Genomic DNA, 17,929 nt, shown 5'->3' with positions numbered 1-17,929 from the left:
AGCGAAGCAGCAGCGCTTTGTCACGGTCGGTTGGCGCTTGCGCGAGATCTAAAACGCTATCATCTTGACCAGTTCAGCCGTTTGCAACCGGTGGCCACTGATCGCAAACAGCTTGATAAGACCCGCGCTTGAGAAAAAGTAGCGTCCGATCACTTGGCGAACGGACGCGCATTGATAGTTATTTCTTGGCTTCTTTGTCTGGGTCTGCCGAACGTGCAAGAAACGCTTCGGTGAGCTGCGGCAAGTGCTTGAGCAGCCAGTCGGCCATGGCGACTTCTTGCGGCAGGATCTTTTCGCAGGCCTGTCGGGTCTGCGTGTCACCGGCCGCTTCCGCCGCCGCGATCAGCACGGTGTAGCTGGCGATTTCCATGTTCTCGAACACATAACCTGCCATCGCGCCTTTGATCACCTCGTCACTCATCAATGACCCGCCGACGGCTTGACCGAACGCCATGAGCTTGCCGCCCAGATCTTTGAGGGTCGACGAATCGCCGCCCAGACGTCGCACACACTCATCGATAAGCTTCTGCTGGCCCAATGTCTCTTCAATGTGCTGATCGATGCGCGCTTTGAGCTGCGGATAATGCTCCAGGCGCTTGGATTGTGCCTTGAGCATCTGCTCGGCCTGTTGCTCCATGGCGTGGGCGTCACGCAGCCAGTCGAGCAGATTTTCCTGTGGAGTAGCCATTGTCGAATCCTCTTCTTGATGATTTCCAGTGATGGGCAAGGCGCGCCGACTACGCGTCGGCGCGTGCGGCTGTGCTTCGTCACGGACCAAGCTTGGCTTGCGCACCGGAGCCAAGGTCGGCACCGGTGACTGGCTCGCTGTTGGGGTCTGACATTGTGCGCATTTTCATGTTTTCCAGCCGCGCTTTGTCGGCGTTGTCCAGTTGCACCGTGGCCAGCCCATCGCCACCGTCGACGGCCGGCGATGGGCTTTCAACGAACTCCCAGTCGTCGCCCTGGTTCCAGGACCCGCGCATGCTTTCCGTGCCCTGCGACATGTTGAAGTAGACGTTGGTGAATTCAGGCATGCCGGGCAGCTTGCCTTGTGGAAAGTTTGGCTGAATCGCGTGCAGGGCTTTTTCGAAGGACAATTGGTGGGCGATTTCACGGGTCATCAGGAAGCCCAACGCTTCTTTTACGCCAGGATCATCTGTCACGTTCATGAGACGTTCGTAAACGATCTTCGCCCGCGCTTCTGCAGCGATGTTCGAGCGCATGTCGGCCGTGGGCTCACCGATGGTGTCGATGTACGCCGCAGTCCAGGGTACACCTGCCGAATTGGTCAGCGGCGAGCCAGCGCCATACAACAAGCTGGTGATGTGCGAATCATTGCCCGCGCCATTCAGCGAGCGGTAAAGCTCACCTTCCTGCTCGACGCCTTCGGCCATCTGTCCCTTTGCGCCTTTATTGAGCATGACGATGATCGAACCGACGATTTCCAGATGGCTGAGTTCTTCGGTGGCGATGTCCATCAACAAATCTTTGCGACCTGGATCGTCCTCGGAAAGAGCCTGAGTGAAGTAGCGCGACGCCGCCGCCAGCTCGCCTTGCGCACCGCCGAATTGCTCCAGTAAAAGGTTGGCTAGACCAGGGTTAGGTTGGGCAACACGCACGGTATATTGAAGTCGCTTGTTATGTAGAAACATCACCAATCTCCTCAGTCTCGATAAGCGCGGCGGCGTTCACGGGTTAAACACTGCCTACTCTTTTGGGAAAGACCGGCGGTGCAGAAATTTCAAAAAAAAATCGACTTTCAGGACAAATGGTTAAAATCGTTAAACAAGCGAAACGGCCAACAAATATTGGCGTGGAGGCTGACTTGCAAAGGCCCGCTTCGCCGACTCGATATTACGGCTTCAGATCCGGATCACGGTTCAAATGTCTCTGATCTATGGCGTCGATATCGGTCGACCGATTCGCCGCTTTCCAGCGGATGCTGCCAATCGGTCGTCGCGTTCGAGGCTTCGTCACGGCCGGCAGTGCGGGACATGGAACTGCCATCATTCGGCCCCAGATCGTTTTCGAGCAATTCGTCCGGGCAGGATGGCTTATTCATGTCTGGCCCAATTAGCGCAAATCGAACTTTTGGAATGGTGCTGAATTCCCGTGTGCGACGATAGAGCGAACGGCGTGCACATCATCTCGTCACTTCGTTTGAACCGCTTTCGACATACACGGCTCCCAGTGAAAACATACGTGGAAGCCAGATGCCATGGATGCTTTCAAGAACCTGCTGACCGTTGCAGAAGAAACCAGACTGCGCGCGCTCGATGTCTGGCACCAAACCTTCGAAAATCAGACGCTTCGCATGGAATGCCCCGACCGTTATCACGAAGAGCTGCTGCGCCAGTGCGATGAGATGGATCGCCGAGGGATCATCACTTGGAACGAATGGCGCGACTTGCGCATCAAGGCCGATCAGGCCTACCTGAACGCCGTAGCCGGCCACGATTATCACCGACACTGACTCCGTCAGCCTGCCTTGCGGGTCCAGTTATGACCCATCCTATGTGGGGTGGCGCGAACTGTGGATCCATGGGTCATAGCCAGGCGGCGTGCGACGAACCATCCATGGGCATGCCGCCGCTGTTCGTTGGCCGACTCGTAAGGATGAACACATCGCTTTGCTTATGCGCATCGTCGCGAACAGCCACGCTGCCGATGCTGGCGGGGCGTCCGGCTGTGGTGCGTTATCCGACTGGAGTTGCGCACGCCCGACGTCTGCCCGCGCATCAAGATGAGCTGACCTTGGCGGCGTGGTTCTGCGTCCTCGTTGCATACGCTCAATAACAATGACTGGCGCACACCGAGCAGCGCCGGCGAAACGGATCACAAGCTGCACATGCCAAAGGTGCTTGCGCGCGCCCGAAAATAATAACCAGCGGTCCCCGCGCCGACCGGCCAGCCTATAACCAAGCGCTGAACCAAAACCAGCGCACCTATTCGGGCTTCGTCTCTGGTGGCGTATATGTCGCTGCCGCAAACCCGCTTCAGCCCTCCTTGCCGGTGCGGGTTCCGCCATGACTGTGCTGTCCTCCCACCCGCGCCTTTTCCGCTCGATCGAGTTTGACGTCGACGGCATTACTGCCCTTCTTACCCGCACCCTTGATTTTCTGTGGATCGTCGGCAAAGGAATGCTCGCTTCGATGTTTCCCGGTCATAGTTCTACTCTCCACTATTGTGAGGTTTATCTTAATAGAGATGCCCAATAAGCTGCAGACACTCCCGAATAAACACTAGCAGTTAAAGTTCTACACACACTTCCCTGGGTGACAAAAGGGCAACTAAGCGAAGCGATTCGCGCGGCTATGGCAATCCAATTCGCCATCATAAACTTATACGAAGCGGCGCTCAATCCGGCCACCTGTATAACTTTTCGGGGGGTCGATGCCGTTCATCGGGTACGCAAAAAATTCTCCAAGCATTTTCCAACTGCGCGATATCGGAGTAAGTGTCCGTGGTGAAAATGGGCAACTAACGAAACTTAAAATGAATTGGAGACCTATCATGACTACAGGTAGTAAAAACCCGGGTAATTTTTCCAACGATCGCGAGAAAGCATCCGAGGCCGGACGAAAAGGTGGGCAGGCATCGGGTGGAAACTTTGCCAACGACCGCGAAAAAGCCTCGGAAGCAGGACGCAAAGGAGGCCAAAACAGCCATGGTGGCGGGCGTAAATCCTAACGATCACTAAGGCAGCCCTGCGGCTCTAAGTATTCGCCAGAGGCAATAGGCGGGATGCGATCATTGAAGGCCTACACCGATGATCCATGAAAGCGTCTCGCAGTTGCAAAACGGCGAGTGTTACTTGGCTGACAAGTGAACAGTAGGTGAAGAAGCAAATCGATACTAGATGAATTCATAGCTATTGCGAGGCTTGAGCATATTCAATATACGAATATGTTTGCCTGCGTGATCGCCTGTGTAAACACGAGGTAAATTGAAATGGCACAAGACAAACAAGGCGGCATGTCTGTAAACGAGGCGGGTAAAAAAGGTGGTGAAGCCACATCGGCTTCCCATGACAAAGAGTTCTATCAAGAGATTGGCAGCAAAGGTGGCCAAAACAGTAGTGGCAACTTTAAAAACGATCCCGAACGTGCAGCAGAGGCCGGAAGCAAGGGCGGCCAGAACAGCGGTGGCAACTTCAAAAACGATCCGCAAAGAGCCGCTGACGCCGGTAGCAAAGGTGGCCAGAACAGTGGCGGTAACTTTGCCAACGATCGGGAAAAGGCCTCTGAGGCTGGTCGCAAGGGTGGCGAAAGCAGCCACGGTGGTGGGCGTGATAGCAACAGCTGATGCGCCAGAGGCAGGGGAGCCTTGCTCCCCTGCCGTTTGTGCACCCGCGGCGACAAACTCTTTTTAACCTGACGTTTGTTTAACGCGATCTGATCACCCCTTAGAAACGACGCTTCCGAATGGAGGACGTCTTTTCCGGAGACATCCATGACGAACGCCAAACCGAACTTCCCGTGCGCATGCCCGGATTGCACCTGCAGTTTAGCCGCCGACAAGGAGGTCGAGCGCGACGGCAAACAGTATTGCAGCGACGCTTGCGCAGACCTTCACCCGAACGGAACACCCTGCCCTTCCTCCGATTGTCACTGCGAACGCAGCATGACGCTGGGAGACCGAAGCGTCAGTGATTCGAAACTGGACGAAGCGGTCGAAGAGACGTTCCCCGCCAGCGATCCGATATCACCCTGAGCGCCGCTTCGACAGGGGCATGCTGTCGTCTTTCTTCAGATGGAAACCCGGTATGCGCGCTGTTTTCTACCCAGAACCAACCGCGGAGGACTTCACCATGATCAACCCAGCAACCGGCATGAAACCGGGTGAGCGCTACGTCATTGAAAGCGTCGAGCGAGCCCCGCAGTTCCTTGGCTTTTTTCTGGATGGTAAATATTACCTGGGCCCCGAATTGCAGACTGCTGTGGGCTGGCTCGAGGAGCAAGATTTCATTTACGACCAGCTCGACCCGTCTGGCGAACCGACTTACCCCAATCGACGTGTCGGCAAAATTGAAAACCTGAAATTGATCCTCGACGACGGCTTGCGCCTCGAACTGACCGAGGTGCCCTTCTTGCCTGATAACGCCACGCCCAAGTCAATGGCCAGCGAGGCGAACTCAACGTCCTCCTCATCCGCCTCTTCATTCGCGCAGCGTCAGACGCGGTCATCGATAGCCGGCAAACTCGTTGTGATTACCGGTGCCTCCAGCGGCATCGGTCGGGCGACAGCACAAGCGTTCGCCAGTGAGGGTGCGCGGCTAGTGCTGGCTGCGCGCGATGACGTTGCGCTGGCCGAGGTCGTCGACGAATGCACTGATCGCGGTGCGGCTGCCGTGGCGGTGCGCACCGACGTCACCGACAGTGAGCAGATGCAAGCGCTGGCCGAGCAGGCCGCCAGCTTCGGTAACGGACGCATCGACGTCTGGATCAATAATGCCGGCGTCGGCGCAGTAGGCAGTTTTGAAGACACACCGCTCGAGATCCATGAGCAAGTGCTGCAAACGGATTTGCTCGGTTACCTGCGCGGCGCCTATGTCGTATGGCCATACTTTAAGGCGCAACGCAGTGGTATTTTGATTAATACACTGTCCCTCGGCAGTTGGGTGGCACAGCCCTATGCCGCAGCTTATTCGGCGAGCAAATATGGTTTACGCGGTTTGACCGAAGCACTGCGCGGCGAACTCGCAGGGTCGCCGAATATTCATGTCTGCGATATTTACCCGGCCGTCATCGACACCCCCGGGTTTCGCGACGGCGCCAATTTCACCGGGCACGCGCTTAAGCCACCGGCCCCCACGTATGATCCGCGCCGTGTTGCCAAGGCTATGGTCGCGTGCGCCATCAATCCCAAACCGACCACGAGCGTGGGGAGTGCCGCTACTGTCGCACGTGTGGCGCATTTTCTCATACCTGGTTTCCCGCAATTGTCTGGCTGGTTGACGCGTTTGGCACTCAAGCGCAGCCCCACGGCGCCAACATCCAGCGGCAATCTGTTCGCGCCACCCGATGGCGAGCGCCTGGTTGAAGGTGGCTGGCGCAAACCTGGGCCGAAATTCCCCGCATTGCTAGTGGCCGGCGCTGCGTTGCTGGTAGGTGGTTGCTTGCTAGCCGTCAATCGCTCGCGGGGAAGCCACTGATCGGCGCCCGAAGTTCGCCAGGAGAAACGACAATGGACAGGTTGATCGAGATTTTGAAGGAACATGCCGAGGCGTTTTCTGACCTCGACAGCACCGGATTTGCCACTCTGTTTGACCGCTATGGCGATGCGCAGGTCGTGTTGATCGGCGAGGCCAGCCACGGAACTCACGAGTTCTATCAGGCGCGTGCAGCGATCACGCGGCAACTGATCGCCCATCACGGTTTTACCGTGGTTGCGGTCGAGGCGGACTGGCCGGACGCCGACCAGATCGACCGTTGCGTCCGCGGGCGCGACAAAGGTCATTGGCATGAGGCTGCGTTCTCCCGGTTTCCGACTTGGATGTGGCGCAACACCGACGTACAGGCGTTCGCGCGCTGGCTGTTGGACTTCAACCAAACCCGGGCAGCCAATCAGCGTGTGGAGTTTCGCGGCCTCGACGTGTACAGCCTGCGTAATTCGATCCGCGAGGTGCTCGGCTATTTACAAGACACCGATCCGGCGATGGCCCGAGAAGCGCGTGAACGGTATGCCTGCCTGATGCCCTGGCACGATGAGCCGGCGCTGTACGGACATTTCACCGAAGTCGGCGGCATGACCACCTGTGAAAGTGCTGTGCTTGAGCAACTGCAGGCCATGCTCAACCGACGCCTGGGCCTCATAGAAAATGACGGTGAGGCATTGTTCAATGCTACCCAGAATGCGCGGGTGGTGCATGCCGCCGAGCAGTATTACCGAGCGATGTATCGCGGCAATCGCGAATCCTGGAACCTGCGCGACCAGCACATGTTCGAAACGCTGCAAGCGCTGCGCTCGCGACAGGAGCGCAACGCGAAAGTGATCGTCTGGGCGCACAACTCTCACGTCGGCGATGCCCGCGCGACCGAGATGGGTGACAGCGGTCAATTGACGCTGGGCCAGTTATGCCGCGAGGCGTTCGGTTCAGACGCGGTACTGATCGGCATGGGGACCGACCACGGCACGGTCGCGGCGGCCGACGGCTGGGATCAACCAATGCGCATCAAAGACGTCACCCCGGCGCTGCCACGCAGTTGGGAGCGCGCCTTTATCGAAGCAGGTATCCCGTGCACCTTTTATGACTGGCGTGATGCCAAGCGCGTCGTGCTGCGTGAGGCGCTGTCCCAGCGCCTGCAGGAGCGCGCCATCGGCGTCATTTACCAACCGCAGACCGAGCGCCAAAGTCATTACTTCGCCGCTACCCTGGGCGAACAATTTGACGCGTGGCTTTGGTTCGCCAATACCCATGCCATCACGGCGCTGAGCACGGTGCCGTCGACCAGCCACGAGGAAGACACCTTCCCCTTCGGCCTGTGACGACGCTGACGGGAAGCCCATCGCTGAACCGCATAACTGATCTTTCCTACAGTCTTGGAGGCACCTGCTGGTTGACATCAAGCTGTTTGTGATCACCACGCCTGTGGCGGTTTCAGCTGAAAATCCGGTGGCGCTCGGACTCATGGGCAATGATGCATTAAGCCGTCTGCCACAGGTCACCAGCCGTTTGCCCAATGGCAGCATCCGTTTCACATAAGGAGTTCCATGTCCACTGAACACCGCTACATCGTCAGTTTCATCGTAAACAATCAGCCGCAGAGCCGCACGCTCCTGCATGACCGGGAGACGCTGGAAACGGCGCTTGCGGCAACCCTGGTCAAGACGACATTTCCTGAACTCAACGATGCCGAGCTCAGCGATATCCAGGTGCAAAAACGCACCAAACCCGAGGAGGAAGACAACATTCCGGGACACTATCAGCAGCCGTGAACCGTCCTAACTGCGCATGGAGGTGCCGACCGAGAGCCGAGCGGCTCAGCCAGTCAAGACTCGGACGGGGCGACTGCCGACAGCGCCCCGTCGCCACTTTGTAGTTTTCGCTTCAGTTGAGCGCTGCCGCATCGCAACGAAAACCGGTGCCAGACCGCCTATCGGGCGACTGTCAAACAATCAAAACGATGTAAGTTTTTAGATTATCCGAGTAAGTGTCTGCTGTATTTAAGGGTATCAGTGAACCTTTATTAAGTGGTGGAGAGTTCTCATGACTAACAGTAATAAAATCACGGGACCTGATAAGGGTTCGTCTAGCGGGCCGCGGCCATGGCAGCGATTTCGCTAATGACCGCGAGAACGTTTGGAAGCCGGTCGCAACGGCGGGCAGTCAGGCCCTAGCGGTGGACGCAAATCTGAGATCCCTAGAGGGCGGCATCGCGGCCCTTCTCCAGGCGCCAGAGGTCGAACATGAAAAACATTGTCGAACACCAGTGCTGCGCGATGCACCCGGAAAAAGCTGAAGAACCAGCCCACGAAACCGAGTCGACGTCCCTACCAGGTGCTGCACTCAACGAGCGCCCAGTCGAGCACAGCATTCGTGCCCCCGAGCTGGGCCGCCACGAGTCCGTCGCCACCTCCAGCCGTTGCTACGAACACCGACAAGGCGTCGCTCAGACGGAGCGCAGTTCAGGAGCGTCGCATACTCGCCCGGTCTGTGAGCGTGGCGGATGACGAATTCGCGCCCCTCTTACATTCAGCTAGCCTTACCAAATCGCAACTCCATTCCATCCTAAGTGAGGCCCCATCCAATTTACGAGGTGACCCATGCCTATCCACGTCATCAATTTCACCGCCCCGATCACGTCGGCTACCTGCGCTCAACTAATCGAAAAAGCGTCGACTGCAGTGCAACAAGGTGCCAGCAGATTGATCGTCAATATCGCGACCATGGGTGGTGAATGCAGTTACGGTTTTACCATGTACAACTTTCTACTGTCCCTGCCTATTCCGGTGCACACCCATAATCTAGGTACTGTCGAATCGATGGGCAATATCGTGTTCTTAGCCGGCGAGCATCGCTCGGCCTGCATTCACAGCAAGTTCCTTTTCCATCCGTTTCACTGGCAGGTACAAGGTTCGGTCGATCATTCGCGCATGTCGGAATACGCCATGAGCCTGGATTACGATCTCATCCTATACGCGCGCATCGTCGCCGAACGCACGGTGGATGCTAGGGAAACACTGGAAACGGAAAAATATCTGACCGCCGCCTCGCGCATTCTCAACCCCCAACAAGCACTTGAGTGCGGGCTGATACAGGCCGTCAAACCGCCGCGAATCGATGCGCAGTCAGTGAGCTCGATCATTCATTCATGAATGGGCCTTCAAGTCATCAGCAGAGCCTCGCTCATTTCTATCGATGGGATTTGCCACCCCCATGCGCTGGATTTCCAGCCAATGACGGGTTCTGTTGATGTCAAAAATCTCACCTTCATAGACAATATCAACTCATCTGAGATCCGACAGCGCCCGCAGTCTGGGCAGTCGCGCTCCTCCCATGGCCCGGAGCATTGAATACGCTGCGCCGCGCGCACACAAATCAGACAATTCATTGCGATCTCTCTGTTCTTGTAATAAGCCTCGACCGCTTTGCACGGCCACTTTGTGTTCATCATACCGATGGTGACACTGCCAATTGGCCCTCGCACAGCCTGTTAAAAAAGGACGGCCGCGGCTTCGCGCATGAAGATTTCCACAGTCTTTGGCCCAATTCCATCAAACGTCTCAAGGCGCGTTTCGAACTCAGTACGATCATTGCTTGCCCGCGCGATGTTGCCGACCTTTCCCGCGTATTCGCCATTTAGCTTGCGCGCCAGAGCAAAAAGGCGTTCGGCGGTCGATTCGTCATAACGCACGTAATGCGCCTCGCCAAGCATGGCGACCAGTTCACGATGGCTGCATTGTGCAAGTTTGACTGGCGTATCGCACCCGTGTTTATCGACGATTACCCGATAGGCATTTGCAGCAATGTCGGCCTGGATGCGTTTGCCCATCAGGTAACTGGCGAGCAACCATTTGAACAACGCAGCCTCATCGCCGAGGCCGAACTCGATCCGCAGGTCTCGCGCGGTGATGGTTCTGGCCATTGTTCAATTTCCCGAGCGCGCAGTGGCCCAGCCGCTGGCGCCCGGTTCAAGCTTAACCTTGATCCAGCCAGCCTGATGTTTGTCGAACGCCTTGAACGCTGAAATGGCATCGATCAGCGGTTCTTGCTGAGTCAGGACTCGCGAGGGATCGACTCGCCCGGCGAGCGTCATTTCAATCAGCTTGGGTATGTATTTGCGATGGTGACAGTTGCCCATATTGAGACGAACGTTCTTGTTCATCGCGGCGCCAATCGGGAAGCTGTCAAAGCCAGCCGGATAGACGCCAATAATGGAAATCGTGCCGGCCTTGGCGACGCACTCGACCGCCCATCGCAAAGCTTGTGAAGGCTCATCACCGGGTTGCCATTGCGCGCGCTCGTGCCCACCGTGATGCGCATGGTCGGCATCGATACCGACCGCATCGATTGCGCAGTCGGTGCCGATGTCTGACGTCAACCGGGCGATCGTTTCGACCGGGTCTTCCTTCTCGAAGTTTATACATTCGGCGCCCAGCTCTCGAGCCCGGGCGAGCCGGTCTTCGAGGCTATCGATGGCAAAGACTCTGCCGGCACCCATCAATCGAGCGCTGTAAATTGCGAACAGCCCGACCGGGCCGCAACCGAATACCGCCACCGTGTCGCCATCTTTGATCTGCGCCATTTCGGCGCCGAACCACGCGGTTGGGAAAATATCCGACATGGCGATGGCCTGGTCGTCGGTGATTTCCTGCGGCAGTTTGACCAGGCCGATGTGAGCAAAAGGGATGCGCGCTTTCTCAGCCTGCAAACCATCGAAGGGGCCGGTGGATTTCGGCCCGCCAAAAAAAGAAGTGCCAGCGGTTTTACCGTTGGGATTGGCAACGTCGCACTGAGCGAAATAACCGGCACGGCAGTATGAGCAATTGCCGCAGGCGATGGTCGATGGTATCAGCACGCGGTCACCAATCTGCAAATTGCGCACGTCCTCGCCAAGCGCTTCGACAATGCCTACGGCCTCATGGCCTAAAATCGTCCCAGGCAGCATGTCTGGCGCACTGCCACGGATGAAGTGCAGGTCTGTTCCACAAATTGCCGACGCAGTCACCCGCACGATTGCATCGGTCGGTTCCTGCAAGATCGGGTCCGGCACTTCGTCCAAGCGGATATCGCCAACGCCGTGAAATACGATTGCTTTCATGGTTCACCTCTGCGCATTGAGTCAAGGGCTCTAACAGAGTTGAAAAGTGAGTGCGGCCCAAGGTTTCATCGAAGACTGTCACGCCGGATAAATGGTCAAACTCAACCGAAGTCTGGGGACTATGCGCTCAGCGACCATCTAACCACTCGTGAAATGCTTTGGATCTTTCTTGGTACCTTGCCCCCGTATCTATTCGGTACGAAGGCCCCTACGACCCCAAGTCAGATACGAACCTTGTCCCCCGGCGTGCTGCAATATCAGATTCCTGCGCGGTGCCCGGCGACACGGTGAGCGCTTATAATGCCAGCCACGGCATCTCGCCCTTTGACTCTCATCTCCAACGGGCTGGATTCGTACCCAACAAGCGCAAACAACTTCGAAGAAGAAGTGCCAATGTAGCACCGGCCTTCTTGTATCCACCTGGCCTGCCCCCTAGCATTAATTTGCCACCATTGGCACCGCACAAGATTGTTCTAGTCTTATCCCCTTTCAGCGAGGAGAAGGAGCAATGTGCCATGGATACGATGAGTAAAAGTGAACTCGAAGCAGTACTTTCGAGCCGCCTACCTCAGTGCTCTATCATTTGCTCGATAAACGCTGATAGTAGCTTATCGGTCGAAGTGACCGGTCCGGACGAGCAACAATTCATGATTGCTAACATCGACCGAACCCAATACCACGGTGAATCCGGGACTAACCGACTAGTGCGCGAGATTTTGGAGGAGATGGTTATGTCTCGCCAGTCGTCGAACTTGACCTGAAGGTATGTGACTAGGCCTAGTTCCGTAAGCGTCCATTTGCAAAATTTTTGCCCGTGAAAAGGTCAGGATCTTGGGTCAGCGTATGACGCTATGTACGTTGTCCAAGGTCCTCTACCGCTTGCCTGTAGTTCACTGTGGCTTTTTCTATCATCCCTTTGCGATCTTCCCGAGTTATAAACCCCTCTTCGAAGTACTCCTCAGCAAGGCGCAGCAATTCATCATACTGCTCGGGAGCGCTCATTCCGCTCGCTGGATGCTCAAGAAGGCGGTGCCAAGTTGTGATTGCATGCACTTTCCTATCTTCGTACACGACAACAATCTCCACAAAGTTAGAATAATAGAGGCGTCGTTAAGCGTGTGTGTTCAAGCATTGCGACGAGTGGAGCCCACGACGCATCTATGAAAGCAGCTATCAGGAATTTTATCTGGAGCGACCCTCAGCTAAGGGTCGTCGATCCAACTGGTCGATGCAACTCGCCGCCGCGGCCTCGCTAGAATTGGCACGCCTCAGATACTGTAGATCCTGACAGATCAGCAAACGACTCCCTCCATGAATTTTGAACAAGCCAAAGCGCCTAGAATCCAGCAATGGCGCGATACGCTGGACGATCACGACTACCGAATTCAAAACGCCGGAGGCGTATGGATCCTGTCTGCTTTCGGCAAGAGCCAGGCCGGCAGTCAATCTTGAGTTTGCCTGCATGGTGGGCATAGCTGAAGGTCAGCGGCTACTCGACCTCCCAGTTACGCCCGGTGCTGTAGTCGGTGTTGTCTAGGGTCAACGCCACAAGCAAGCCTCCCGAGAGGCCCACGATCAGCAGCAACAGTCCCACGTGCAGCCAAGTATCGGCCGAGCGCCTGAAAATCTGCGTCATCGCCGGATTCTCATATCCATGTCCTTACAGCTTTGGCTACGCGGTTGCGCAGGTGTTCGTTATTTTTTTGTGCCTCCCGGCAGTACGTTGGCCAGCACCTGCTTGGCGGTCTGCACAATCACCCCGGCCTCATCCGGGTCGCCCTTGAGCAAGGTGGAGGCGAATTTCTTGGCCTGTTCCAGCTTGATATGCGGTGGTAATGGCGGCACGTTGGGGTCGGTCTTGAACTCGAGCAGCACCGGCACATCCGACGCCAACGCTTGCTCCCAGGCCGCAGCGACATCCTCCTCGCGCTCGACGAAAATCCCCTTGAGCCCCAGCGAAATCGCAAACAGGTGATACGGCACGTCAGGAATGGTTTGCGACGCCTCAAACTTGGGATCGCCTTCCATCACGCGCTGTTCCCAGGTGACCTGGTTCAGGTCTTCGTTGTTGAACACCGCGCAAATCCATTTAGGGCTTTGCCACTGTCGCCAGTATTTGGCGACAGTAATCAGCTCAGCCATGTTGTTCATTTGCATCGCACCGTCGCCCACCAGCGCGATCACCGTGTTCTGCGGATGGGCGAACTTGGCGCCAATCGCATAGGGGACAGCCGCCCCCATGGAAGCCAGACCGCCGGATAATGAACACTGCATACCACGGCGAATCTTCAAGTCGCGGGCATACCAATTGGCACAGGAGCCAGAATCACTGGTAATGATGGCGCCGTCGGGCAAGCGTGGCGACAGCTCGTACACCACCCGCTGTGGGTTGATCGGCTTGGCCTTGGCCAGGGCGCGTTTCTCCAGAGTTTTCTCCCAAGTCGCGCGCCAACCTTCAACCTGCTTGCGCCACTTACGTTGCGTTTTGTGGGTCAGCAACGGCATGAGCGCCGACAGCGTTTCGGCAGCATCGCCCACCAGGTTCACCTCCATGGGATAACGCAGGCTCAACATGTCAGGTTGCAGGTCGATCTGCACGCCACGGGCATCGCCCTCCTTGGGCAGGAACTCGGAATAGGGAAACCCCGAACCGATCATCAACAAGGTGTCGCATTCAGTCATCAGCTTGTAGCTGGGCTCGGTGCCCAATAGGCCAATGCTGCCGGTGACCCAGGGCAAATCGTCGGGGACTGCGGCCTTGCCGAGTAACGCCTTGGCAACACCAGCGCCCAACGCGTCGGCGACAGCGATGACTTCATCGGTGGCCGCCAACGCCCCTGCGCCGACGAGAATCGCGACTTTCTCACCCGCATTCAACACAACTGCGGCGCGCTGTAGATCAGCCGCATAAGGCACCACCCGAGGCTTCGAATAACCAACCCCTGAATGGACAGTGCCATGCGCTCTGGCCGGCGGCTCATAGGCCGCCTCCTGCAAGTCGTTGGGCAGGATGATCGCCGTCACTCGGCGCTCACCCACCGCCGTGCGTACGGCCCTATCCACCAGGTGACGCACCTGGGACGGCACCGAAGCCTCTTGCACGAATACCCCCGCCACATCCTTGAACATCGAGACCAGGTCCAGCTCCTGCTGATAATGGCCACCGAGTGCCGCCCGCGCTTGCTGCCCGACAATCGCCAGCACCGGCATATGGTCCATGCGTGCGTCATACAGCCCAGTGATCAGGTGCGAGGCCCCGGGCCCTGAAGTAGCGATGCACACACCCAGCCCGCCAGTGAATTTGGCATGCGCCGAGGCCATGAACGCGGCCATTTCTTCATGACGGGCCTGGATGAATTCGATCTTGCCCTGCGCCCGGCTCAACGCGCCGAATACGCCGTTGATACCGTCGCCCGGGTAACCAAAGATTCGGGTCACGCCCCATTGGCTGAGCCGCTCAACCAGAAAGTCGCCTACTGTCATCGTCATCAGACTCCTCCCTTAATTCAGAGAATGGGTTTGCCACCCGTCACGCCGTAGCGTTCACCGGAGATATAGCTGCCCTCCTCCGATGCCAGCAGCACATAGATCGGCGCCACTTCAACCGGCTGGCCGGGGCGCCCCAGCGGCGTATTACCACCGAAATCTTTCACCGAGTCCTCGGTCATCGTCGAGACGATCAACGGCGTCCAGATTGGCCCTGGGGCAACGCTGTTGACACGAATACCGCGCTTGCCGAGCATCTGCGCCAGGCCCGCGGTGAAGTTGGCTATCGCGCCTTTGGTCGCCGCATATGGCAACAAGGTGGGGTTGGGCGCGTCGGAATTGACCGAACTGGTATTGATGATTGAACTGCCTTCAACCATGTGCGGCAACGCGGCCTTGCAGATGCGGAACATCGCGGTCACATTGACGTTGAAGGTCTTCAGCCAGTCCTCGTCAGGGATGTCGTCCAGCGTTTCGTAGGTCATCTGGAACGCCGCGTTATTGACCAGCACATCGATGCGTCCAAACTTCTCCACGGTGTCGTTGACGATCGTAGTGCACTGATCCGCGCTGCCCAGGTCGCCGGGCAACAAGAGGCATTGACGACCCGCCGCCTCGACCCACCGTGCGGTTTCCTTGGCGTCTTCATGCTCATCCAGATAGGAGACCGCCACATCCGCGCCTTCACGGGCGAAGGCTATGGCCACCGCACGGCCAATACCGCTGTCGGCGCCGGTGACTAAGGCTATTTTATTGGCGAGGCGGCCCGACCCCTTATAAGTCTGCTCACCACAATCGGGCAGCGGGTCCATCTTGCGCTGTTCACCGGGCACGGGCTGCTGTTGTGTCTTGAAGGGTGGTTTCGGATAACTGTTCATCGGATTTCCTCCTGGCTGTGATTACTTTTGCGAGGCTTGGCGGAGAGGGTAAGTTCAGACGGATTGTGAAAAATCGGATAACCCTCCCGACACAGCGTTTCCATTCGTCAGCCTGAATAAACCCTCTGTATAATGCGCACCTCAACCGAGGTAGAACTTCGCAGAACTAGCGAGGGGACACTGATGTTGGATGGCAGCAGCGCGAAGGCGCAGGTGTTCGCCACCGATCAATGAGCGCGCCATTACCCATGGCCGCAACGGCGTGTATCCGGAAGCGATCATCACTGACGCGCCGCCGTCATCCTTGCGCCAGTACTTCGCCGAAGGAGAAAAACCAGCACTACCGGGTACGTAAGCAGATTCGCGAAAATGTGTAGTCCGCTAAATACAAGTTTGATACCTGATCCGCCGTTTCACAGCTGGACCTGATCGTGTGCCGAAACTTGTTGATCTACCTGGACCGTGAGGTGCAGCGCGATATCTTTTGCAACTGTTGCGTTGCGCCCCGGTGGCTATCTGTTTCTCGGATCTTTAGCATCAGTCGACGGCTGCCTGAAGCTGTTGCGCCGCTGGACAAGCGCAACCGGATCTTTCGCGTGCGAGCCGGCTCCTCCGCGGTGCGCCGTCCGCCCACAACATGCCGCGAAGTGGGTTACGCCCGAACACCACGATCATGACCCTCGCTACGCCTGCCTCAACAAGGCTTCGTTCGTCGATATCCATCTGTGCGCCTTGGCGCAAGATCTGCTATCCGCAGCAGGTTCCGGCCAACGCCCTGCCCGGATACGGCACCAGCAAGGATCAGAAAAAAGACCGCCGAGTCGGGCTTTGACACCCATGTCAGTGAGCCCGTGGCCCATGATTTGTTGATCAACCTAATCGAAATAAACTGTGCCGCTCACAGCGTTAGGCTGGGCTTATTCATAGGGGATAACCGAGATTTTTCGGTTGCGCTCAAGGATCGCGAACTTGATCTGATGGATCTCCAAGATGCCTTGAGCAGAGCGGGCCGCTTCGAGAATATCGCTCTCATCCAGCCGCGCATGCTTGACGCGCTCAGCGAGTATTTTGCCGTCTTCGACCACAATCGTCGGCCCGCCATCCAACACCCGGGAAAACCAGTGTGAGCGCTGCTTGACCAATGAAAAACCAATGTCGATGGCGATCAACGTGACAATGACTAAGATGGCGTTGATCAATGAAAAATCATCGCCCAGCAACGCCTGCTGAGTGGCCTCGCCGATCACCATCAATAGCACCAGATCGAAAGGTAGTGAGCTCCGCCAGGGAGCGCCTCCCGGCGATCTTGAACAGAATCATCAACACCAGATAAATGGCGACTGCGCGCAATACCGAGTCCATGAGCGCCCCTACGGATAAATAAATTGTGAGAAGCGCACGGACGCGCCGGTGGCGAGTGCCACCTGGGTGTCGAAGCGGCCCACACCGTCGCTGCGCAAAGTCAGATACAGCACCGCCTGACCGTTCTTGTCGCTGAGCAGCCAAAGCTTCACACCCTCGCCGGCGGTGCTGGCCATAAGAGGTTGCGGCTGCAGCATTTCAACATTGAAGCCGCGCAACAACTCGCCATTGAGGGTTACCTCCAGGGGCTCGCGCGCTTTGCCCTGCAGACGGATGACCAGCACATCAGAAGATCCATTGCGCAGGAAACGCTGGTGTTCAATGCGCAATAGCCCATCTGCGCTGCGTACTTCTGCAGTGCTGAACGGCCCCTTGGAGAACAGTCCGGCCAATGTCAGCGCAATTAACACACCCAACCCATACCAGCCCCATCGCTCGAAGCGCCAGACCTTGCGCTGCAGGGCCATGTCTTCGTTGACCGGGTAGCGTCGGCTGTGCAGGTCGCCATGGGGTTTCATACGGTGCCTCGGGCTCAGCCTTTGCTATGTTCGGGCGAGGACGGGCCTTTGGTTAGGCCGCGCGGCCCCGTAATACTCCAGATAGCCAGCCCTATAAACGGCAGCAATACGACCAAAGCCGTCCAACCCGCTTTACTGCCCGATGAATTGTCGCTTCGCCAGACACTGTTGATGACCCACAGGTCGAGCAATAACAAGATGAATGCCAGGAAAATTCAGAAATAAGTGAATTGCATGGTGCACCTCCGTTGATATACATTTGATTTTGTAAGGGGGCCGGGGGTTCATTATTTTTTCGATATTTTCAGACAAACGTGTTAACTAAGCGAAGCGGAGAAGTGCTTTCATTCCAACCTCATCAGCCTTATAAACTTAGACGAAGCGGCAGAATTTTGCGCGAGCTATATAAGTTTTTTATTAA

Annotated in this window: 20 protein-coding genes and 3 pseudogenes; 11 read left to right on the top strand and 12 right to left on the bottom strand. The window is 56.9% G+C overall.

The window, feature by feature from the left end; all coding sequences use genetic code 11:
• Nucleotides 1-178 precede the first annotated feature (178 nt).
• From AC09SL_RS03930 to AC09SL_RS03920, 3 genes are all read right to left on the bottom strand, one after another.
• Nucleotides 179-688 carry a ferritin-like domain-containing protein gene (locus tag AC09SL_RS03930; protein WP_058545203.1) on the bottom strand — a complete coding sequence of 170 codons (510 nt, stop codon included), beginning with the start codon at nt 686-688 and terminating at the stop codon, nt 179-181.
• Between the two features lie 79 nt (nt 689-767).
• Nucleotides 768-1,652: a manganese catalase family protein gene (locus tag AC09SL_RS03925; RefSeq protein ID WP_058545202.1), complete on the bottom strand. Its 885-nt coding sequence runs from the start codon at nt 1,650-1,652 to the stop codon at nt 768-770.
• Nucleotides 1,653-1,873: 221 nt separating this feature from the next.
• Nucleotides 1,874-2,062: a hypothetical protein gene (locus tag AC09SL_RS03920; RefSeq protein ID WP_155742060.1), complete on the bottom strand. Its 189-nt coding sequence runs from the start codon at nt 2,060-2,062 to the stop codon at nt 1,874-1,876.
• Nucleotides 2,063-2,218: 156 nt separating this feature from the next.
• Between AC09SL_RS03920 and AC09SL_RS03915 the strand changes: the two genes are divergently transcribed.
• A complete protein-coding gene (locus AC09SL_RS03915; RefSeq protein WP_058545201.1) occupies nt 2,219-2,473 on the top strand; it encodes a hypothetical protein in 255 nt (84 codons plus the stop codon).
• 523 nt (nt 2,474-2,996) lie between these two features.
• On the opposite strand, the gene AC09SL_RS03910 is transcribed toward AC09SL_RS03915, so the two are convergent.
• Complete coding sequence (locus AC09SL_RS03910) at nt 2,997-3,167, bottom strand: general stress protein (RefSeq protein WP_155742059.1); 171 nt, start codon at nt 3,165-3,167, stop codon at nt 2,997-2,999.
• 355 nt (nt 3,168-3,522) lie between these two features.
• Between AC09SL_RS03910 and AC09SL_RS03905 the strand changes: the two are divergent.
• The 8 genes and pseudogenes from AC09SL_RS03905 to AC09SL_RS03870 all read left to right on the top strand — a co-directional run.
• A pseudogene (locus AC09SL_RS03905) lies at nt 3,523-3,690 on the top strand (con-10 family general stress protein); the annotation flags it as partial.
• Nucleotides 3,691-3,951: 261 nt separating this feature from the next.
• Nucleotides 3,952-4,305 (top strand): con-10 family general stress protein, encoded by a 354-nt coding sequence (locus AC09SL_RS03900; RefSeq protein ID WP_058545200.1) that lies wholly within the window; start codon nt 3,952-3,954, stop codon nt 4,303-4,305.
• A gap of 147 nt (nt 4,306-4,452) precedes the next feature.
• A complete protein-coding gene (locus AC09SL_RS03895) occupies nt 4,453-4,713 on the top strand; it encodes a metallothionein (RefSeq protein ID WP_081264393.1) in 261 nt (86 codons plus the stop codon).
• Between the two features lie 97 nt (nt 4,714-4,810).
• Nucleotides 4,811-6,154 (top strand): SDR family oxidoreductase, encoded by a 1,344-nt coding sequence (locus tag AC09SL_RS03890; protein ID WP_058545235.1) that lies wholly within the window; start codon nt 4,811-4,813, stop codon nt 6,152-6,154.
• Between the two features lie 32 nt (nt 6,155-6,186).
• Nucleotides 6,187-7,488 carry an erythromycin esterase family protein gene (locus tag AC09SL_RS03885; RefSeq protein WP_058545199.1) on the top strand — a complete coding sequence of 434 codons (1,302 nt, stop codon included), beginning with the start codon at nt 6,187-6,189 and terminating at the stop codon, nt 7,486-7,488.
• Nucleotides 7,489-7,713: 225 nt separating this feature from the next.
• On the top strand, nt 7,714-7,938 hold the full coding sequence (locus AC09SL_RS03880; RefSeq protein WP_058545198.1) for a hypothetical protein: 225 nt from the start codon (nt 7,714-7,716) through the stop codon (nt 7,936-7,938).
• A 471-nt stretch (nt 7,939-8,409) separates the two neighbouring features.
• Nucleotides 8,410-8,673 (top strand): hypothetical protein, encoded by a 264-nt coding sequence (locus AC09SL_RS03875; protein WP_155742058.1) that lies wholly within the window; start codon nt 8,410-8,412, stop codon nt 8,671-8,673.
• A 93-nt stretch (nt 8,674-8,766) separates the two neighbouring features.
• A complete protein-coding gene (locus AC09SL_RS03870) occupies nt 8,767-9,318 on the top strand; it encodes an ATP-dependent Clp protease proteolytic subunit (protein ID WP_058545197.1) in 552 nt (183 codons plus the stop codon).
• 338 nt (nt 9,319-9,656) lie between these two features.
• On the opposite strand, the gene AC09SL_RS03865 is transcribed toward AC09SL_RS03870, so the two are convergent.
• Nucleotides 9,657-10,088, bottom strand: a complete 432-nt coding sequence (locus tag AC09SL_RS03865) for an HhH-GDP family DNA glycosylase (protein WP_058545196.1) — start codon at nt 10,086-10,088, stop codon at nt 9,657-9,659.
• 3 nt (nt 10,089-10,091) lie between these two features.
• The gene (locus tag AC09SL_RS03860) at nt 10,092-11,264 is read right to left on the bottom strand and encodes a zinc-dependent alcohol dehydrogenase (protein WP_058545195.1); all 1,173 of its coding nucleotides are present in this window, start codon (nt 11,262-11,264) and stop codon (nt 10,092-10,094) included.
• 1,311 nt (nt 11,265-12,575) lie between these two features.
• On the opposite strand from AC09SL_RS03860, the gene AC09SL_RS03855 reads away from it, so the two are divergent.
• A complete protein-coding gene (locus AC09SL_RS03855; protein ID WP_155742057.1) occupies nt 12,576-12,716 on the top strand; it encodes a hypothetical protein in 141 nt (46 codons plus the stop codon).
• Nucleotides 12,717-12,753: 37 nt separating this feature from the next.
• Here AC09SL_RS03855 and AC09SL_RS03850 read toward each other — a convergent pair whose 3' ends face one another.
• The 3 genes from AC09SL_RS03850 to AC09SL_RS03840 are packed head-to-tail and all read right to left on the bottom strand — an operon-like array spanning nt 12,754 to nt 15,628.
• Nucleotides 12,754-12,900 carry a hypothetical protein gene (locus tag AC09SL_RS03850; protein WP_196764440.1) on the bottom strand — a complete coding sequence of 49 codons (147 nt, stop codon included), beginning with the start codon at nt 12,898-12,900 and terminating at the stop codon, nt 12,754-12,756.
• Nucleotides 12,901-12,959: 59 nt separating this feature from the next.
• The gene (locus AC09SL_RS03845) at nt 12,960-14,753 is read right to left on the bottom strand and encodes a thiamine pyrophosphate-requiring protein (protein ID WP_058545193.1); all 1,794 of its coding nucleotides are present in this window, start codon (nt 14,751-14,753) and stop codon (nt 12,960-12,962) included.
• Between the two features lie 17 nt (nt 14,754-14,770).
• Nucleotides 14,771-15,628, bottom strand: a complete 858-nt coding sequence (locus AC09SL_RS03840) for an SDR family oxidoreductase (RefSeq protein WP_058545192.1) — start codon at nt 15,626-15,628, stop codon at nt 14,771-14,773.
• A gap of 180 nt (nt 15,629-15,808) precedes the next feature.
• Here AC09SL_RS03840 and AC09SL_RS03835 point away from each other — a divergent pair.
• A pseudogene (locus tag AC09SL_RS03835) lies at nt 15,809-16,363 on the top strand (CheR family methyltransferase); the annotation flags it as partial.
• 182 nt (nt 16,364-16,545) lie between these two features.
• Here AC09SL_RS03835 and AC09SL_RS03830 read toward each other — a convergent pair.
• The 3 genes and pseudogenes from AC09SL_RS03830 to AC09SL_RS03820 all read right to left on the bottom strand — a co-directional run bounded on the left by AC09SL_RS03830 (nt 16,546) and on the right by AC09SL_RS03820 (nt 17,723).
• A pseudogene (locus AC09SL_RS03830) lies at nt 16,546-16,990 on the bottom strand (DUF421 domain-containing protein).
• Nucleotides 16,991-16,998: 8 nt separating this feature from the next.
• Nucleotides 16,999-17,508 carry a hypothetical protein gene (locus AC09SL_RS03825; protein ID WP_058545191.1) on the bottom strand — a complete coding sequence of 170 codons (510 nt, stop codon included), beginning with the start codon at nt 17,506-17,508 and terminating at the stop codon, nt 16,999-17,001.
• 14 nt (nt 17,509-17,522) lie between these two features.
• Nucleotides 17,523-17,723, bottom strand: coding sequence for a PLDc N-terminal domain-containing protein (locus AC09SL_RS03820; RefSeq protein WP_231139230.1), 201 nt, complete (start codon nt 17,721-17,723; stop codon nt 17,523-17,525).
• Between the last annotated feature and the right edge of the window lie 206 nt (nt 17,724-17,929).

Source organism: Pseudomonas sp. PF05 (assembly GCF_056521845.1).
This window is presented reverse-complemented; position numbering and strand designations above follow the sequence as displayed.

Excerpts from the sequence above, each read along its gene's own strand:
- AC09SL_RS03865 (WP_058545196.1), bottom strand. The coding sequence starts at position 10,088 with ATGGCCAGAACCATCACCGCGCGAGACCTGCGGATCGAGTTCGGCCTC.
- AC09SL_RS03850 (WP_196764440.1), bottom strand. The coding sequence starts at position 12,900 with ATGACGCAGATTTTCAGGCGCTCGGCCGATACTTGGCTGCACGTGGGA.
- AC09SL_RS03930 (WP_058545203.1), bottom strand. The coding sequence starts at position 688 with ATGGCTACTCCACAGGAAAATCTGCTCGACTGGCTGCGTGACGCCCAC.
- AC09SL_RS03875 (WP_155742058.1), top strand. The coding sequence starts at position 8,410 with ATGAAAAACATTGTCGAACACCAGTGCTGCGCGATGCACCCGGAAAAA.
- AC09SL_RS03885 (WP_058545199.1), top strand. The coding sequence starts at position 6,187 with ATGGACAGGTTGATCGAGATTTTGAAGGAACATGCCGAGGCGTTTTCT.
- AC09SL_RS03870 (WP_058545197.1), top strand. The coding sequence starts at position 8,767 with ATGCCTATCCACGTCATCAATTTCACCGCCCCGATCACGTCGGCTACC.
- AC09SL_RS03915 (WP_058545201.1), top strand. The coding sequence starts at position 2,219 with ATGGATGCTTTCAAGAACCTGCTGACCGTTGCAGAAGAAACCAGACTG.
- AC09SL_RS03895 (WP_081264393.1), top strand. The coding sequence starts at position 4,453 with ATGACGAACGCCAAACCGAACTTCCCGTGCGCATGCCCGGATTGCACC.
- AC09SL_RS03890 (WP_058545235.1), top strand. The coding sequence starts at position 4,811 with ATGATCAACCCAGCAACCGGCATGAAACCGGGTGAGCGCTACGTCATT.
- AC09SL_RS03845 (WP_058545193.1), bottom strand. The coding sequence starts at position 14,753 with ATGACGATGACAGTAGGCGACTTTCTGGTTGAGCGGCTCAGCCAATGG.
- AC09SL_RS03910 (WP_155742059.1), bottom strand. The coding sequence starts at position 3,167 with ATGACCGGGAAACATCGAAGCGAGCATTCCTTTGCCGACGATCCACAG.
- AC09SL_RS03900 (WP_058545200.1), top strand. The coding sequence starts at position 3,952 with ATGGCACAAGACAAACAAGGCGGCATGTCTGTAAACGAGGCGGGTAAA.
- AC09SL_RS03840 (WP_058545192.1), bottom strand. The coding sequence starts at position 15,628 with ATGAACAGTTATCCGAAACCACCCTTCAAGACACAACAGCAGCCCGTG.
- AC09SL_RS03880 (WP_058545198.1), top strand. The coding sequence starts at position 7,714 with ATGTCCACTGAACACCGCTACATCGTCAGTTTCATCGTAAACAATCAG.
- AC09SL_RS03920 (WP_155742060.1), bottom strand. The coding sequence starts at position 2,062 with ATGAATAAGCCATCCTGCCCGGACGAATTGCTCGAAAACGATCTGGGG.
- AC09SL_RS03855 (WP_155742057.1), top strand. The coding sequence starts at position 12,576 with ATGAATTTTGAACAAGCCAAAGCGCCTAGAATCCAGCAATGGCGCGAT.
- AC09SL_RS03860 (WP_058545195.1), bottom strand. The coding sequence starts at position 11,264 with ATGAAAGCAATCGTATTTCACGGCGTTGGCGATATCCGCTTGGACGAA.
- AC09SL_RS03825 (WP_058545191.1), bottom strand. The coding sequence starts at position 17,508 with ATGAAACCCCATGGCGACCTGCACAGCCGACGCTACCCGGTCAACGAA.
- AC09SL_RS03925 (WP_058545202.1), bottom strand. The coding sequence starts at position 1,652 with ATGTTTCTACATAACAAGCGACTTCAATATACCGTGCGTGTTGCCCAA.